Genomic DNA, 16,413 nt, shown 5'->3' on the forward strand with positions numbered 1-16,413 from the left:
AGTTATCTGTACCCTTATAGTCAGTCGCCGCTCAAAAGCCAATAGCGCAGCGCGCGGGAATAGTCGCCGTGCTCCCTGTAATATCCTGCCACAGTCTTATACAACCCGTTCGTATCGATGCCCGATTGATCCAACCGCCCCTGCAAAAACTCCTGGAACAGGTGGTGGTAGCGGTAGGTGTCTGTGTGCAGGCGGCTCAAAAACGAGTTTGATTTGCTCAGCTCGTCCATGATCTTAGGCGCATCGGGCCGGCCGGAAAGCGCGGCGGCAAGCTCCGTATCGAATTCGTCCGCCACGGAGGTACGCATACAGAAGTCCTGAAGCTCACTGTCCCACGTGTTCCAGCCCTGAGCCTCAAAATAATGTGCGAAATCATGCCCGCCCCCCTGCGTGACCGGCCCGGACATCGCGACGGCGTTCACACCGATTGCCCAGCCGTCCGTTGCCATATAGGCGAACCTGGTCTCGTCCGGCGTTAAAAAAAGGCCCAACGAATTGAAGTACTGCCTGATCTCCGCTTCCGAGAAGCGCAGGCGTTCCCGGCGTATGATATCCTTTTCTTCATTTTTTACAAGCGGCGCCAATTCCTCCGGGATATCGCCGCGGGAAAGGAGAAAAACGGTAAAGCTGCGCGGTACCCTTCGCAGCACAAGGGGCAGCGATTTTAGGATCTCGCCGCTGGTGATCATGTGGAAATCATCCAGCACGACCGCATAGAGTCCTTCCGGGGGCCTCATCTCGCTCAAAAGCCTTACCATATGCTCAACGGGCGTCGCTGAAAAGGCGGGGTCGGTCAATACCCCGCGCATATTTTCATTATCCGGCTGTAAGGAATAGAAGCCGGTCGCGAGCTGCTTATAGAAAACAGCAAGCGAATTATCGTAGCTGTCAAGTCCAATCCATATGGGCGTGCGTCCGCTTTCCCTGAGCCAGAGCAGCGTGGTCACCGTTTTGCCGCTGCCTCCCTGCGCGGATACGAACACAAATCCGTCCTGCGCCGCATCGCCCACGCGCGCGAGCAGGGCCTTGCGCGGCGCGCATACCTCAGGCAGCCTCGCAGGCATAAATTTATCGCTTAAAAAAGCCGATGTTTCTTCGGACATCCGTCATTTTCTCCAATCCACCGTATGATGTTTCCATTATAACACAGGATTGAAAAAGAATATTTAAAAACCTCATACCGTATGATTTTATCATTCGCGGCGCTGTGCTATCTTGAAGCCATAACAAACCGGAAGGCGGTGTTTTTATGGATATTGCGGAACGCGCGTACGATTATTCCGTGCGTGTTGCGGAGCTTGTTCGGTATTTGAAAGCGGAGGAAAAGGATTTCCCCCTGAGCGATAAGCTGCTTGACTGTGCGGTCTCGGCAGGGCTTTCGACACGGACTCCCGATCGGAAAGCCGCTGCGGACAGCGTGAGAGAGGCGGACTACCTGATCGAAATGGCGGCGAAGGCCGGTTATCTTACGCAAAGGCAGGCTGCGCATATCCGTGAAGATGGAAAAGCGCTTCTGTCGATACTGAAGGAAAATGGCTGACCTTGTCAGGTACTGCATCAATTATGTCTATTCAAGCAGAAAAATAAAGGAGAACAGAAAATGAAAAAGGGTTGGGGTAAATATTTTTTGGTGTTGCTCGCAGTGCTTCTCGCGCTTTCGCTTACGCCTGCGGCGGCTTTGGCGGAAGAGATCGACGATATCCTGGGGCCGCTGACGCTTGACAGCGGAAGCGTCGCCGTGGGGGATACCACGGGCGCGACCATCACGTCACTATCCGTACAGAGGACGGCATGCTGCCGGACGGAATGAAGATACTCTGGTCGGTGAGCGACGAAAAAACGGCGGCGATCAAGCAGGACCCAAACGCGGCGGATTCCGCGATTATCACGGGCAAGGCGTCGGGCGAGGTCATGATCACCGCGCAAATTCAGGATACGGACGGTTCCTTTTCCTATAACGTCAGCAAGGCCACCATACAGGTGAAGGACGGCGCAATCAGCGACGGCGGCAAAAGCATCGCGTGGACGAGCGGCGACGAAACGCTGGCAACGGTCGCGCCCAAAGAGGGTGCGCCGGAAGAAGCAATTATAACAGGGATAGCCCCTGGAACGGATGTCGCGATCACCGCGCAGTTGCTTGATGAAACGGGCGCGTTTACCAATGAAATATCCAATACCGTCATCGAAATCACGGGCGAAGCGGCGGCCGCTTTCCATCCGTATTTCTGGATACTGATCGTCGTTATCATCGCGGTGGTGGTTATTATGGTGGCCGTGCTCGTGACCAGATCAAGGCGCGTCCGGGGCGGTAAAAAATAATTCCATCCATCAAGGCATACAAAAAAGGAAAAACAGGCTGTATACCGGAATATTTACCTCTTCCGGTATATCTGTTTCGCAATTTCTTGCAGGCGGTTCCGGAAATATCCGTCTGCAAGAAATTACAGCAGGATAAAAGCAAGCCCCGCGCATGACCGGGGAAACTGGCGATAACATAGGAGGAAAAAAGGATGAAAACACGTTTTGGGAAAAGGATCGTTGCGCTGGCAGGCGTAATCGCGGTGACACTATCTTTGCTGCCCGCCATGGCAAAAAGCGGTGAGCAGAAACTTGAGCCGCAAGCCGTGGGCGCGCCGCAAGTGACGCAAGGAGGAACGGCGCAGCCCGAGAACGCGCTTTCGGACGATGCGTACCGCGACTTTGGCTTTCAGTCCCTGCCCGATCAGGATGCCTTCACGTCGAATGAAAATCCCCTTAATGGCTTCGAGGGCACGGCCATGTCCCAGCTTTACGTGGGCTATATGAACAAGAACAAATCGCAGCAGGGCAGCTACGCGGTGTACGGCGCCATGCCCCGCCGCAGCGCGCAGGGCGCGGCCATCAGCGGAAACGGTTCTTCCGGGTACCTCGACGCCAACCCCGTCAGTCGGCCCATGGATTACCAAAGCCTTTCCGGCGGGCCGGTAGAGGACGGCGAATACCGCACGCTCAATTCCGTCTCCCTCGACATGGGCACAAACAGCGACGGTTCGGGCGGCAAGCGCGAGGTGATCTGCGAGTCCATCCTTTTAACAGGCAAGGAGCGGAACGTACAGAACGCCAAAACGGCGAGCTGGCTGTGCGTGCGCACCCTTGTCAACACCGGAAACGGATATGTTCCCGTAAAAACCGATTATATCAAGCTAAAGGAAAACGACAAGAGCATCGGCTCGATCGACGTGCGCGCCGCGCAGGGGCTCACCGCCGCAGCGGCGGGTGACTACGACGGCGACGGCGCGGACGAGCTGGCGGTGTACGTGCCGGATTTTTACGAGCCTTACATCCGGCTGTACGACGTCGGGGAAGACGGGGGCTTAACGCCGGGAGCGAAGATCGAATTGAATGAGCTTGCCGCGCCGAACGACCCGTTTCAGTACCGTTTCGGCTTCAAAAACGGGAACCTGCCCATCGTAAACCTCACCACAGCGGGCCTTTCGCGCGGGGTAACGGGCAAGGACAGCCTCGTTATCAGCGCGTGCCTGCCGCGCACCGAAGATAAAACATATAAAGCGCACAGCCAGCTTCCCGCCTTCGCCGTCTATGAAAATGACGGAAACGGCATGAAGCAGGTGTTTTTGGATCATCTCGCTTACGGCGATTATTATCTGCGCTTTCCCGCCGCCGTAGAGGCGGACGTGAACGGCAGCGGCACGAGCGAGATCGTGGTCGCGGGCTACGCGGATACCTGGAGGGACACGCGCAATGAAACGTCGAAGGATCATCCGTTCGGGAAGTACTGCGTCAACATGCTGACGTACGACGAGGAAGCGAAAACCTACCGCATGGCCTACACTAAGCCGTTGGAATTCACGCCCGCGCGGGACGTCAAAAAGGTGATGGCCGCGGACAGCGGCTACGCCATGAGCGAGCCTGTGGCCCTTACGGCGGCGGCCTTAAGCGAGGCCGCGAATCACGACTATCTGTTCCTTGAGGGCGCGGTATTGAGCTTTAACGAGGGGGCGAATGTAAAAAAGGACGACAGTGAGCAAATGCGGCTTGCGGGCGGAACGCTCACATCCCACATGGAAATGAACATGACGCCCAGCGCGGTCACGGTCAGCCACGCCGTTTCCGGCCGGTTCGCCGCGGACCGCCCTGAAAGCGAGCAGATCGCGCTCGTGTGGAACGACAATTACAGCCAATCAAACGCGGTGGCAGACGCAAGCATCACCTGGATCTGGATGGAAAACAACGCGCCCCGGCAGTACGACGCCAACTGCCAATATCTGAAAGGGCGCGACGCGGACGGAAGCGGCACCTTCCTTTCACTGGCAAAGGTGAACGATACGGCGAGCCGCGTGTCCTACAAATACAAGTCGAAAAGCTACGGCTGGAGCGCGCCGGGCGCGCTCGCGGCGCTGCCTGCGGTTCCTTACTGGGAGGAGCTGCCCTACGAGAACGGCGTGGGCGGCGTCACTTTCTCCGTTGGGAACGAGCGGGAAGGCTCGCCCGGCGCGGACATGGGCGTATCGTTGGGAGCAACCGGCTCGATCACCGCCATGGCGGGCGCGGGCGCGCTTGGGAATAAAGCCCTTGGGGGCCTCACCGTGGATTTAGACGCTTCGGTCGAGTCCGCCGCGCATATGCAGGACGCGCTGTCGGTGGACAACACACAGACCTTTCGCGCACCGGGCGATAAAAACCATGTGCTGGTATACGCAACGCCCATGGTGACCTACCAGTATGAAGTGTGGCTTCCCGCCTTTACGGTGACGGAAGAGACCGCGCAAAAATACAAGGAGCTGACAGGCAGCGACACGCTGAAAAACGAGGACGGAACGGTATATGGCGTCGGCGACACCGTGCCCGCCGGCTGGTACAGCTACAACCTGCACGTGCCCTATTCGCCCGCGTTTTCGCTGATCCCCATGGACCAGTACAACGAGGCGTATACGAAGCACGCCCTTGGCACGGGCGAGATCGATATGAGCGCCTACGACTTTACCGTGGGCGACCCCACCACCTACAAGACCGAGTTTTCGGCTATCCCGCACTACGACAGCCGGCTGAGTATGCGGTCGCGTGAAAAATACGTCATGGTGAGCGGCACAAATAACCAGATTGATTTTACCGGCTCCGGGGGCCTCAGCGGGGGCCTGACGGCAAATCTGGCGTTCGACTCCGAGGTCAAGGGCAAAATAGAGGAAGAGGTCCAGCTCGGCGGCAGCGAAAAGATCGAGTATGAATCAGGCGGAACGCAGGGATTGGAAGAAAACGTGGCCTTTCATGCCGGCTTCAACGTCAATCTCGGCACGGGCGCTTCCACCGGCCTCCTGCCCACGGGCTACGGCCAGTACACTTTCACTACAACCATGGGCGTGTGGCCGTGCGTCGGTTCTGGCGCGCTGCTTACCACCGGCTTTATCGTGAAGGAAAAGCCCGAAATCCCGCCCACACCGCCGGAAAGCCCGTATGTGTACGAAACGGGCGTGCAGGAGGACGGCAAGGCATTCATGACGCTGGCGTGGGAGATGCCAAAGGGCACGGAATACCGCCTCGCCCAGGCGTATGAGGTGTTCTATAAGAACGCGGGCGCGGATGCACATGATTACAGGTCGTTCGGCACGGTGGAGGCGCTGAAGCAAAACTTTATGCGAGTCACCGGCCTCACGCCGGACACAACCTACGATTTCGCGTTCAAGCCCCTGCTCCCCGGCGGGAAAGACGGCGGGCTGTCAAGGCCGCTGACCGCCACCACGGCAAAGGTGGGCACGCTGACGCTGACAGCCACAAAGCCGGAAGACACCGACGTCGATGCGGGCGGAACCGCTGCGTTTGCGGTGGAGGCCATAGATTCGGAGGCGGGCACTGCCATCTCCTACCAGTGGCAGCGTTACGAAGCGGACGGCGGCTATCTCGGCGCGTGGCAGGACATTCCCGGCGCAAACAATGCTTCATACGACGTAAACAATGCGGCGCAGGCGATGGACGGCGATAAATACCGCTGCGTCGTGACCTCCGAACAGGGCGGTTCGCCCCACAGCACGGCGGTGCAAACGGTGATGTCGCGTACGGCGACCCTGCATATCGGTTCAGACCCGCGCTTTTCCGTATCGCTTACGGCGCAGGCAGCGGACGGCGGCGCGCTCCCGCGGGAAAACGGCGGCGCGTATTTCCTGTCCGCGGGCGGCAAAGTGGCGCTGAAAACAGAGGTGACCAAAACGGGCGTGCCAAGTATCAGCGACGGAACCGTCTCCCTGTACTGCCGCATGGACGGCGGCGCGGAGACGAAGATTGCGGACAATCTCGTACCCGTAAACGGCGAGGTATCGCATGAGTGGACGCCGGCCCAAACGGGGAAGTATGATTTGATCGCGGTCTATACCGCCCCCACGACCCGCGGCGCGGCGATAAACAACGGCACAAACGCGGAACAGGATGCCGCACCCACGGGCGAGCCTCCGGCAACGCCCACGCCCGCGGAGACGTCCTCCCCAACGCCGGAGCCGACAATCGCGCCGACAGAACAGCCGGAAGCGACAGCCGCGCCGACAGCTGCCGCGGATACCCTTGCTGCGGCTGCGGAAATGCAGGCGCTGTCCGCGACAGATGGAGCGCCCGAACCAACGGCGGCCGCGACGGGCGAGCCGTCGGCAATACCCACGGAAACGCCGACGGCGGCGCCGACAGAACAGCCGACAGCGGTGCCGACAGAGCAGCCAACGGAAACGCCGAAGGCGGCTCCCGGGGAAAACAACGTTCTGGGAAGCAGCGCCGGGAGCGCGTCAAATATCGCGGTATCCGATTCCCTGTCCGTCCATGTCGGGAAGATCGGGGACGAGGTATATGTTGTCCAATATAAGCTGGACGGCGGCGAAAACAGCACGGTCAACCCGCACGCCATCGGCAGGAACGCCATGCCGCACGAGCTTGCCGCGCCATCGCGGGTGGGCGCGGCGTTTGCCGGTTGGTTCGAGGACGCCGGGCTAACAACAGAGGTGACAGCCCTCGACCCCGCACATATCGCGAGCGCTCTGGGCGGCGAAAACAAGCCGTATGTGCTTTACGCAAAGTGGACGCCGATAGAATATGATATTACGTATGATCTGGACGGAGGGACGGGCCACGCGAACAACCCGGCCAAATACACGGTGCTCGATGGCGTTACCCTGCGCGAGCCGGAGAAAGACGGCTACCGCTTCACCGGATGGTATTTTGACAGCAGTGTTCCTGCCGCCGACGCAGACAAAACCAAACCCGTTTATTCCCTGCCGCTGATGGACAAAAAGGGCGGCTGGGTGGCTGCGGACGTCACCCTGTGCGCAAAGTGGGAGGCCATAGAGTACCCCATCATCTACTACACCCCGCTGGCGGCGGGCAAGGGCGCAAACCCCGACACATACACCGTGAAGGATACGGTGACGCTGAGCCCGGCGGATTACTCGGGCCGTCCCTTGACGCCCGGCGGCTGGTATACGGACAGGACATTTACAACCGCGGTCACGCAGATCGGCCCGCATGCCACCGGGCCTGTCTCCGTGTACGCCAAGCCCGGGTTTGACGACGCATACGTCTTTTTCGACGCGCTGGGCGGCGAGTACGATGGTGATAACCCGCATCTTACAATAAACCCTGGTACTGTCACCCTGGGCGGGGCCAACCGCCAGGGGTTTGACTTTTACAGATGGAGCGAGGCGGTTACCGTCGTGAACGGCGAGCGGGTGGCGGACGTAAGCGACCCTGATAAAATACACGCGAGTGGCGACGAATATAAAACAGGGGAGGCAAACGTCAGGCTGTTCTCCACGCTGTACGCCGCGTGGACGCCCGCCGCCGGGCAGGTGGAGATCCACTGGCTCGACCCGGCGGACGGGGAGGAAATTCACCTGAACCACGGCGTAAAGGGGGACAAGATCGCCGACCCCGGCCTTGCTCCGGGCCATTACGGCTATGCGTTCGACGGCAAGTGGTACAAGGACAAGGCGCTCACCCAGCCGTGGAATTTCAAAGGCGACACGGTGCCCACAAACCTCACGGGCGCGCTGACGCTGTACGCGGGGCTTCGTGAGGTGTATTACACAGTCTCCTTCGAGCCGAACGGCGGCCCGTCGGTGCCCGCGCAGCAGGTGCGGGAGGGAGCCGCCGCGGCAAAACCCGCCGACCCGGTCATCCAAAGCCAGATTTTCCTCGGCTGGTACGAGGACGAGGCGGGCCTCACCCCCTACGACTTTGCCTCGGAGGTGCAGTCGGATATCACGCTGTACGCCAAATGGCGCACCCGCAGGTCGGTGAGGCCCGCTCCGGGCGACGACAAGATTCTCGGCGTCGAAGACGGCAAAGAGTACCTCCACGGCAGCAGGATCGATTTCACGGCGGAGGGCGCGGGGCTTGACAACACGTTCCCCATGGAGAACGACGAACGGCACGTTCCAAAGGGCTGGTCGGTCAACCCGTCCGGCACGTGGAGCGAACCGCCGTATGCGGCCTCGTTTGAAACAAAGGATATGGCGCTGGGCGCGCATACGCTTACCGTAACCTTTGCGGTGGAGCGGTATGAAAACGGCGCTTGGAAAGATACTGGTGACACGGCGGAGGCGCAGGTATCGTTTATGCTTTCGGAAAAAGCGCCCGAGCCTTCGCCCACACCCGGCGGAGAGCCTACGGCCAACCCCACGGACGGAGTATCCAGCGGTGGCGGCGTAAAGACGGGCGATGAGAGCCTGCCGATCTGGATTTGGCTGGTGATCGCGGTGGCCGCCGCGGTATGCCTTGTTTGCCTTGGAAGAAAGCTGCTAAAAAGACAGTAAGACTCTTTACCGGACGAGAAAGAGCGCCGCGCGAGCCTGTGAAACCAGCCTGCCGTCTTGACAAGTGCGGATGTGCTTGCAATACTGAAAGTGAAGAAAAGAAAAAGCGTGGAAAAAGCCATATGAAAAAACGTGTTTTGTGTTGATTACCGCATTGCTTTTGTTCGGCATGACGGCCTGCGGGGCGTAGCCTCAGCAGGGAGAAATCGCGAATGAAACGTCCGTTCCGCCTGCGCAGTCGTCGCAGGCGGAACGGGAAAACGTGAAGGTAACGGACGTGTCCGCCAAACAGCCGACCGAACAGACGGTTGCCGCAAACGAAGAGGTTTACGCCCTGCTCGATCTTTCCGACGAACGGGAAAAGGAGTGTGCGCAGAAAGGGCCTCTTGCCGCGCCGGACGCACTGGAAATCAAGGATGAAAACGGCAAAATCGTGTGGAGTCAGACGGCGTACGCATTCCTCGAGGGAGACGCGCCGGACACGGCGAACCCCAGCCTGTGGCGCAACGCGCAGTTAAACCACATCTACGGCCTGTTTGAGGTAACGGATGGCGTCTACCAGGTGCGCGGGGTCATCACCTACAACTACAAAGGAAAACGAAAAACGCTCAAATTAAAAGACATCAAGGATGGTTCGGATTTGAAAGAGTCTGCTCCACCACACGCCTAAACAGCCCGCTTATACAGCGGGTTTTGTTTTTCCCGCACACGATTTTTACACGATTTATGAAAAAGCCGCCCTACCTTCCTCCCGCGAGCTTTTCGCCGACTGCTCCTCCCGGGTGAATAAGATGAAATTGTTCCCGCGTGTATCCGCTTTTTTCCATAATATGAATAGCAATCGCATCAAAAAGGGCAATCACCGTAATGGTGCTGGCCGTTGCCAGCATCCCGAGAGGACACGGTTCCTCTTTAATTTCCGTTTTTAAAAACAAATCCGCGCCGCAGGCAATCCGGGAAGCTTCATCCTCTGAAACGCCTATGAGAAACGTTTCCTTCTCTTTCAGAACTGGCATCAGCCGTACAAGTTCTTCCGTGTTCCCTCCTTTTGAGATCAGTATAGCGGTATCTCCATGCCGCGCGATTCCAAGACCGCCGTGCACCGCGTCTGCCGGTGAAAGAAACACGGCCGGTATTTCTACACAATTCAGGGTGTGCGCGATTTTTTTTGCGGCAGCCCCCGAGGTTCCGCATCCGCAGAGGATAACTTTGCCCCCGCGGGCTTTCGTTTCAAGCATGCGGTCTGCCGCCGCCGCCGCTTTTTTCTCATCGACTTGTCCGCAGGCGCGCGCCGCTTCTTCCAGTTCTTGTTTCAAAATTTGTGATATCTTCCTCATTTGCATTCCTTCTCCTCCTGCCGCCCTTTGGCCTTCAGGGCGCGTCTGAACGCTGTAGGCGACTGCTTTTCAATACTTTGGAACGCCCGGCAAAAATATTTCGGATCATTATAGCCTACCTCGTAGCAAAGCTCTTTGATCTGGACAGCCGGATCCTTCTCCATGATCTTTTTTGCGTTCTCGATGCGGAGCGACGTAAGATACCGGACAAAGGTCATCCCAAGTTCGTTTTTGAATATCTTGGTGAAATAAAAGGAGCTCAGTCCCACATGGTCCGCAACGTCGCACAGCGAAATATTATTTCTGTAATTCTCCCGGATATAGCCGATCGCTTTCCTGATGCTCTCGTTTGCGGTTTCCTTATCGGGCTGCACCGCTGTATGGCAAAGCGTTTCCACTTCCTGCAGGCATCTGTTCATCAGCTCAACCGGATCTGTGAACAGGTCAAACGAATCCTCTGTTCCTTCCTCCGACTCAACAGACATCCGAAAACGAATCAGCGCCGCGACAAATTTCTGGATTTCTCCTACCAGTTTTTTCTGCGACCCCTGTGAAATTTGCGCGAACACTTCAAACAGCTGGACCGTTTTTTCGTGGGCTGCCGTCACGCATCCCCGCCGAATCTCCTGAAAAACCATTTCCTCCAGTTTAAAAGGGTACTCCGTTCTCTTTTCCACAGAAAAAGAATCCCACGTTTTACAAAAGACCGTACCCTCGTTCCCATTTGAGTTTTCCAGTACCGCCGCTACCGTCAGATAGGATTCCCGCAGCTCGTGAAGCGATGTGGAATACGGCGCCACGCTGAGAAAGACATGCTCGCAATGCGTTGCCTGCGCAAGATTTTTCGCACATTCATGCAGCCAGAACTCCCGGTCTTTCACCGTAATTTCCTCAAACAGGAATACGATCATCTTTCCATCCTGCAGCGAACTGGAAAGCCCGCGGTAACGGTTTTTAATATACTGCTTGATCCGCTGTGCAGCCCGCTGCGCTTCCGCTTCATCTGCGGCATCGATCCGTAATCCAAAGCACCCGCCGCATTCTGTTTTGATTCCAAGCAGGCCCAGATATCCGTAATCATATATACGCGCAATATTGCCGATAAACAGCGTATAGATCAGTTCCTTCTCAAGTTCCGGCATCAATTTTGATACCGTATCCTTCAGGTTCAGAGCTTCCTCGCGTTCGTCCTGACGCTGCATAATCTGTCCGATGGCCTTTTGGAGCGAGCGGACCAGATCGTCAATCTTGATCGGCTTCAAAAAATAATCCTGTACTCCCAGCTTCAGGGCCTCCACAACCGTATCGAAATCATCGAATGCCGTGATTACGATAAAAATCATTTCCGGATAGCGGCGCTTCAGTTCCCGGATGGTTTCGATTCCGTTCAGGCCGGGCATACGGATGTCCATGCAAACGATATCCGGCTGCAGTGTCCCGGCTTTTTCTACCGCCTCGCGTCCGGACTGCGCCTGCGCGATTTCTATTTTTTCCAAGAAATGCTTTTTGATGATGGTTGCAACCGCTTCCCTGGCAATCGGTTCATCGTCCGCAATCAAAATTTTGAACATGCTCTTCTCTCCCGTCAGTTATCATTCTTCCCGGTTTTCGGTAACAAAAATGTAATCTTGGTCCCGACGCCCGGTGCGCTTTCGATCCGTATGATATCATAATTCCGGTAATAGAGCCGAAGGCGTTCCACTACGTTGCGCACCCCGATTCCCGTTGTATGGCCTTTTTTCCCCGTCTCTCCCAAAAGCTCACTGCGCGTTTGCGCATCCATGCCCACGCCATTGTCGGTGATCTCAATACACACCCGTCCATCCGCTTCAAAAACACGAATCAGGACAATCCCTTCATTTTCGCTGTTTTCCAGGCCGTGTATAATGGAATTCTCGACAAACGGCTGAACCGTAAGCCGCGGAATCTCAAACTTGCGGAGTTCCGGGGTTTCGATATTGATTTGATAATTCAGGCGTTCGCGGTATCTCGCTTTTTGGATATAGAAATACCGCTTCACGTTTTCGATTTCCTGTCCTATTGTCGACTGCCTGTCAAGGCTAATCAGGTTGTAACGCATCATGTCGGAAACTGTGATAAGCAGCGTATAAGTATCGTTTGCATCCTCGAGCATCGCCGTTTGAGCGATGCAGCTAAGAGTGTTATAGAGAAAATGGGGATTGATCTGCGACTGGAGGGCCAGCATATTTGTCTGATCGAGCAGGTTCTTGATTTTCAGGTTCTCCATTTCCTTATTTTGCAGCTCCCCTTCAATCTTGGATTTATACTTAAGCTCCTGGATATAAACTTCAATGCGTGTAAGCATGGAGTTAAAGCCGCCCGCGAGAATCCCAATCTCGTCATTTGCCTCCACCTTTACAGGCGTCAGGTTATCCTCTTTCATAAACACCCGGGACACATGATCCGTCAGCTGTTCCAGCGGATGGACAAGCGATTTTGAAAAACGGAACGCAATCAGCGCGGAGGCGCCCGCAAGCGCGGTCAAAAACGTAATCATCATGGACTGCAATCGTTCCGCACCCGCAACAAGCTCATTATAAATTTCCTCGCTCAGCGCGGCATGCACGAGAATCAGCGCGCTGATGCTTTCCTTCATCTGCCCGACAATATTTTTCCCAACCTCGTAATGGACGCGCGTTTCATATGGATTCCGCCCCCGGCTGGCCCGAATCGCGCTGTCCATTTCCGCATTAAATGAAAGTAATTGGGAGTTGATATTCTTATAAATAACCTGTTCCTCTTCCGTATAAAAAACGATGGACATGGAATTGATCAATTGGTAGAGTTCATCATATTTGGAGTTGAACCGGTTCAGGGAATCGGTCGTTTTCAGAGTCAGGTATTCCTCGAAATCGTCCAGCATCTCATCCACTGTACTATTTACGTTGCTGATCGCTACAATATCGTGCATGAGAATCCTGTATTCGTCCGAAAGCTGGCCCATCTTCGCATATGCAACGGACATAAACACCAGCAGCCCAATAATCAGGGTCAGGGAAAACGCGATGATCTTGGTTCCGATGCTGTGGTATTCGCGTTTCATGATTCCATCTCCGAAGCCGTTTCAATCGTATAATCCGTGTAGCATCTCTGCCGCGGAGCCATTTCATTTCGCTGCTTATACAGCTGTAAAACCGCCTCGTATCCCATTTCATAGGGCATGGGATCAATGGTAAAACGAATGATCCCTTTCTTAAGATAGTGCTCCACATCTGCGCCCACTCCCACACCCGCAATGGCAATATCCGGCACACGGTTCAGGTCTACGACCCCGCGCGCAATACCGGTAAGGATCGTTTCATCCGTTCCAATAAAGCAATCGATATCCGGGTATGCAAGAATACTTTTTTGCGTCTGGTCCATCGCATCAAGTACATTGGAAGAAACATAAATCGTTTCCAGCACATTGACCTCCGGCCTCTTCCCGAGCGCCTCCATCATACCCTGATAGCGCAGGTCGCCAAGTTCCTTTTCGACTATGTTCACCATAATAACAACATTATAAGCCTCATATCCCTCCGTATCGAGGTTCTGAATGACCGCTTTCCCTTCAGCGTTATTATCCGGGCCAACATACGACATCTCTTCGGTAGTGCATTCATTGTTGACACAAAGGACCGCGCAGCCGCTGCCGTCTATCAGAGCCAGTTCCTGCGCGTCCATGCTGCGCCCCATATGGATAATGCCGTCTACCCGTTCAAAAATCCCTTTTTCGATCAGCTTTTCATCTCCGCTGGCTAGCGCTGAATTCAGTCCGGCAACCTCAAGGAGCACATTTTTTCCTTCGCTGCTTCCCGCGCCCCGGCAACAAACTCGCTGGAAAAATATTCGGAGGGAGCGCCGGCGTCAACCAGTATGTGGAAACGGTAGCCTTCAACGGTTTCCGCCGCGCCTGCCTCCAGTTCCAAAGGAAGCATTCCCAGGAAAAGGATGAATATAAATATGATTACGGCAATCGCCAGCATATATCCGCCTTGTTTCCCGAGCAGCTTCTTCATTGTTTACAGTCCTTCATATCTTGATATAAACTCTTCCTGTACGTCGAGGGGAAGATTGACAAAATGTGCGCTCACTCCCCACATCCGGATGATAAGATCCTTGTATTTTTCCGGTGTTTTCTGTGCCGCGCGAAGATCGGACACATTGACTACGTTCGGTTGGTGCTGTACGCCCCCGATCCTGAAATAGGACTTCAGCAGATCGGTAAAGGTCTCGGCCCCGCTCTCGCCTTCCAGCGTTGAGCCTACGTATTGCAGCATTACGCAATTGTTCCATTGGTAAAGTTCACTGTCGATCTTTGCTGCGGACTTGAGCGCCGCGGTGGGTCCATACTTCAGCGTCCCGTTTTCCGGAGAGAGCGTGACCGGAATTGGCGTACCCGCTTTCCGGCCTTCCGGCGTAGCGGGAATCAGCCGTCCGGCAAAAACCGGATGCGGTTGATGAATGCCCGCAAGATGCCTTCCGCCGCCCGGCGTCCGGTATTTCAGTATTTCGCGGCAGGCAAATTCCAAAATTTTCCTGGCCTCGTCATCTACATAATCATCGTCATTACACCATTTCGGCGCATTCCACAGCCATTGCCGCAACTCTTCCTTGCCTTCGTAATCCGCAGCGCATGCGGCCGCCACCTCCGCAAGTGTCGCACGGCGCTCCTCGAATACAACCTTTTTAACAGCGGCAAGGGAATTGACCGCAATCACAGGACTTAATACCATAAAGCCTTTATCGGCGCGCTCACATCCGCAGCGGGTAATATCCGTCCCTTTCTCCATGCACCCATGATAGAGTGCTGATGTAATCGGCAGCGGCGACATGAGCGACTGGATATATTTTTCTTCCTTCCTGTCCGCCGCTTCATTGCGTGCGGCCTGTGCAACGTCCATCCCCTGCGCAGGCGTATCCGGATCAAACCGCCCTTCACGCATTCCTTCAAAAAACAGGGCGTCATCTCCATTTTGGAACGCGCGCACCGCTTCTTCCCATGCATTATATCGTCCGATATTTTTTTCAATTTCAGCGGCGACCGCCTGTTTGAACAATTCCCTGAGTTCCTCGAACGATCTGGCATCCGTATGCTTCTCGATAACATCCAGGAGCACAATCGTCAGGTTCACGCCTCCGCTGCAATAATGGTCCCCACGGCCCGGAATCAGAACATCCTGGCATAATCCAAATCCATAATCCCGTGCATCCTCAGCCGGGACGCCGGCTTTTACCATGCTGGCAACGTACCGGTCGTCATTATAATACGCCATACAGTTCAATCCGCCCACCGTAAGCTCGGCAGCCCCACGGAACAACCAATCGGGCGCGTTTTTATGGGTGCGGACCGAAACAAGGGGCTCTGGCAGCCGCGTTTTTTTGAGTGCAGAAAGAATCATGCGCGTCACCTCATTGCAGCCATCCGCTCCATCGCGCCTGAGCCCTCCGATCGTAATGTTATGCTGCGCGGAGTATTTGCCCATCAGGTTTTTATCCAGCAATACTAAATCTGCCTGGTCATACATTTTCAAGAGCAGGCATTCCAGCAATTGCTGTTCTTCCACATGGTGGCGTGCATCGTAATATTCATATAATATTTGGTCGATTCTTCCAAAATTGATAAACTGGAAATTTTCTATCAGGGAAGCCAGATAGCCAAACCAAAAGAGCTGGCAGGCCTCCGCAAAATTCCCAGCTGGCCGAATACTGATATTTTGACATATTTCTGCGATATTTTCAAGCTCCGCCTTCCGTGTGGCGTCTTCGCACTTTTCGGCCTGTGCCCGCGCAAAATCCGCATACCGCTTAACCATACGCGAAAACCCCCTGTACGCGATCACAACCGATTTATAAAATTTAATGGCTTCGTCCTTCTGTTCATTCTCCAGCCGCTCCTGCGCTTCCCGGATGATTCCGCCGATTCCTTTCTTAAGCAAAATCCCAAAATCCGGCGCATAATGCGCCTGCGAAACGGCTTCCTGGTCCAGCTCAAAATATTCCCGGTCTTTTTCGTTTACATAATGCGGCAGCGCATTATAGTCAAAAAATGATTTATCATCGCTGTCCTCTCCCGGATATCCATAAACCGTCCGTGTGCCCACGATCAATTCTTCTTCCCCGATATAGAGCGGCATACGTTCCAAAATTATTGCGATTGCACTGGCCTTTCGTTCGGGCAGGCTCAGGGGAAGGTCCGAGACATCCCAGTCCGGCATCACGATGCGCGCCTGCTTATGCACGCTTTCAAGCGTACGTTCCCGTAACCTCTGTGTCCTTGTGCTCATTTT

Annotated in this window: 12 protein-coding genes; 5 read left to right on the forward strand and 7 right to left on the reverse strand. The window is 55.4% G+C overall.

What is annotated here, in order from left to right:
- Positions 1-20: 20 nt before the first annotated feature.
- Complete coding sequence (locus B1H56_RS14870; protein WP_242861990.1) at positions 21-1,103, reverse strand: winged helix-turn-helix domain-containing protein; 1,083 nt, start codon at positions 1,101-1,103, stop codon at positions 21-23.
- A gap of 146 nt (positions 1,104-1,249) precedes the next feature.
- On the opposite strand from B1H56_RS14870, the gene B1H56_RS09750 reads away from it, so the two are divergent.
- The 5 genes from B1H56_RS09750 to B1H56_RS09770 all read left to right on the forward strand — a co-directional run bounded on the left by B1H56_RS09750 (position 1,250) and on the right by B1H56_RS09770 (position 9,456).
- Positions 1,250-1,540 carry a hypothetical protein gene (locus tag B1H56_RS09750; protein ID WP_066522583.1) on the forward strand — a complete coding sequence of 97 codons (291 nt, stop codon included), beginning with the start codon at positions 1,250-1,252 and terminating at the stop codon, positions 1,538-1,540.
- Between the two features lie 60 nt (positions 1,541-1,600).
- A complete protein-coding gene (locus B1H56_RS09755) occupies positions 1,601-1,810 on the forward strand; it encodes a hypothetical protein (RefSeq protein WP_066522584.1) in 210 nt (69 codons plus the stop codon).
- The gene (locus tag B1H56_RS09760; RefSeq protein WP_156515129.1) at positions 1,807-2,319 is read left to right on the forward strand and encodes a hypothetical protein; all 513 of its coding nucleotides are present in this window, start codon (positions 1,807-1,809) and stop codon (positions 2,317-2,319) included. The genes B1H56_RS09755 and B1H56_RS09760 overlap by 4 nt, the downstream gene beginning before the upstream one ends.
- Positions 2,320-2,510: 191 nt before the next feature.
- The gene (locus B1H56_RS09765; protein WP_066522587.1) at positions 2,511-8,786 is read left to right on the forward strand and encodes an InlB B-repeat-containing protein; all 6,276 of its coding nucleotides are present in this window, start codon (positions 2,511-2,513) and stop codon (positions 8,784-8,786) included.
- Positions 8,787-9,048: 262 nt separating this feature from the next.
- A complete protein-coding gene (locus B1H56_RS09770) occupies positions 9,049-9,456 on the forward strand; it encodes a hypothetical protein (protein ID WP_066522588.1) in 408 nt (135 codons plus the stop codon).
- A 70-nt stretch (positions 9,457-9,526) separates the two neighbouring features.
- On the opposite strand, the gene B1H56_RS09775 is transcribed toward B1H56_RS09770, so the two are convergent.
- The 6 genes from B1H56_RS09775 to B1H56_RS09800 are packed head-to-tail and all read right to left on the reverse strand — an operon-like array spanning position 9,527 to position 16,410.
- Positions 9,527-10,123, reverse strand: coding sequence for an SIS domain-containing protein (locus tag B1H56_RS09775; RefSeq protein WP_242861991.1), 597 nt, complete (start codon positions 10,121-10,123; stop codon positions 9,527-9,529).
- On the reverse strand, positions 10,120-11,694 hold the full coding sequence (locus B1H56_RS09780) for a response regulator transcription factor (RefSeq protein ID WP_066522591.1): 1,575 nt from the start codon (positions 11,692-11,694) through the stop codon (positions 10,120-10,122). The genes B1H56_RS09775 and B1H56_RS09780 overlap by 4 nt, the downstream gene beginning before the upstream one ends.
- A gap of 14 nt (positions 11,695-11,708) precedes the next feature.
- Complete coding sequence (locus B1H56_RS09785; RefSeq protein WP_066522593.1) at positions 11,709-13,187, reverse strand: sensor histidine kinase; 1,479 nt, start codon at positions 13,185-13,187, stop codon at positions 11,709-11,711.
- Positions 13,184-13,918, reverse strand: coding sequence for a sugar ABC transporter substrate-binding protein (locus B1H56_RS09790; protein ID WP_066522595.1), 735 nt, complete (start codon positions 13,916-13,918; stop codon positions 13,184-13,186). The genes B1H56_RS09785 and B1H56_RS09790 overlap by 4 nt, the downstream gene beginning before the upstream one ends.
- Entirely contained in the window at positions 13,894-14,142 is a 249-nt protein-coding gene (locus B1H56_RS09795; RefSeq protein WP_066522596.1) for a hypothetical protein, read from the reverse strand. The genes B1H56_RS09790 and B1H56_RS09795 overlap by 25 nt, the downstream gene beginning before the upstream one ends.
- A gap of 3 nt (positions 14,143-14,145) precedes the next feature.
- A complete protein-coding gene (locus tag B1H56_RS09800) occupies positions 14,146-16,410 on the reverse strand; it encodes a pyruvate formate lyase family protein (protein WP_066522597.1) in 2,265 nt (754 codons plus the stop codon).
- Positions 16,411-16,413: the final 3 nt, after the last annotated feature.

Source organism: Christensenella minuta (assembly GCF_003628755.1).
In the GTDB taxonomy this organism is placed as follows: domain Bacteria; phylum Bacillota; class Clostridia; order Christensenellales; family Christensenellaceae; genus Christensenella; species Christensenella minuta.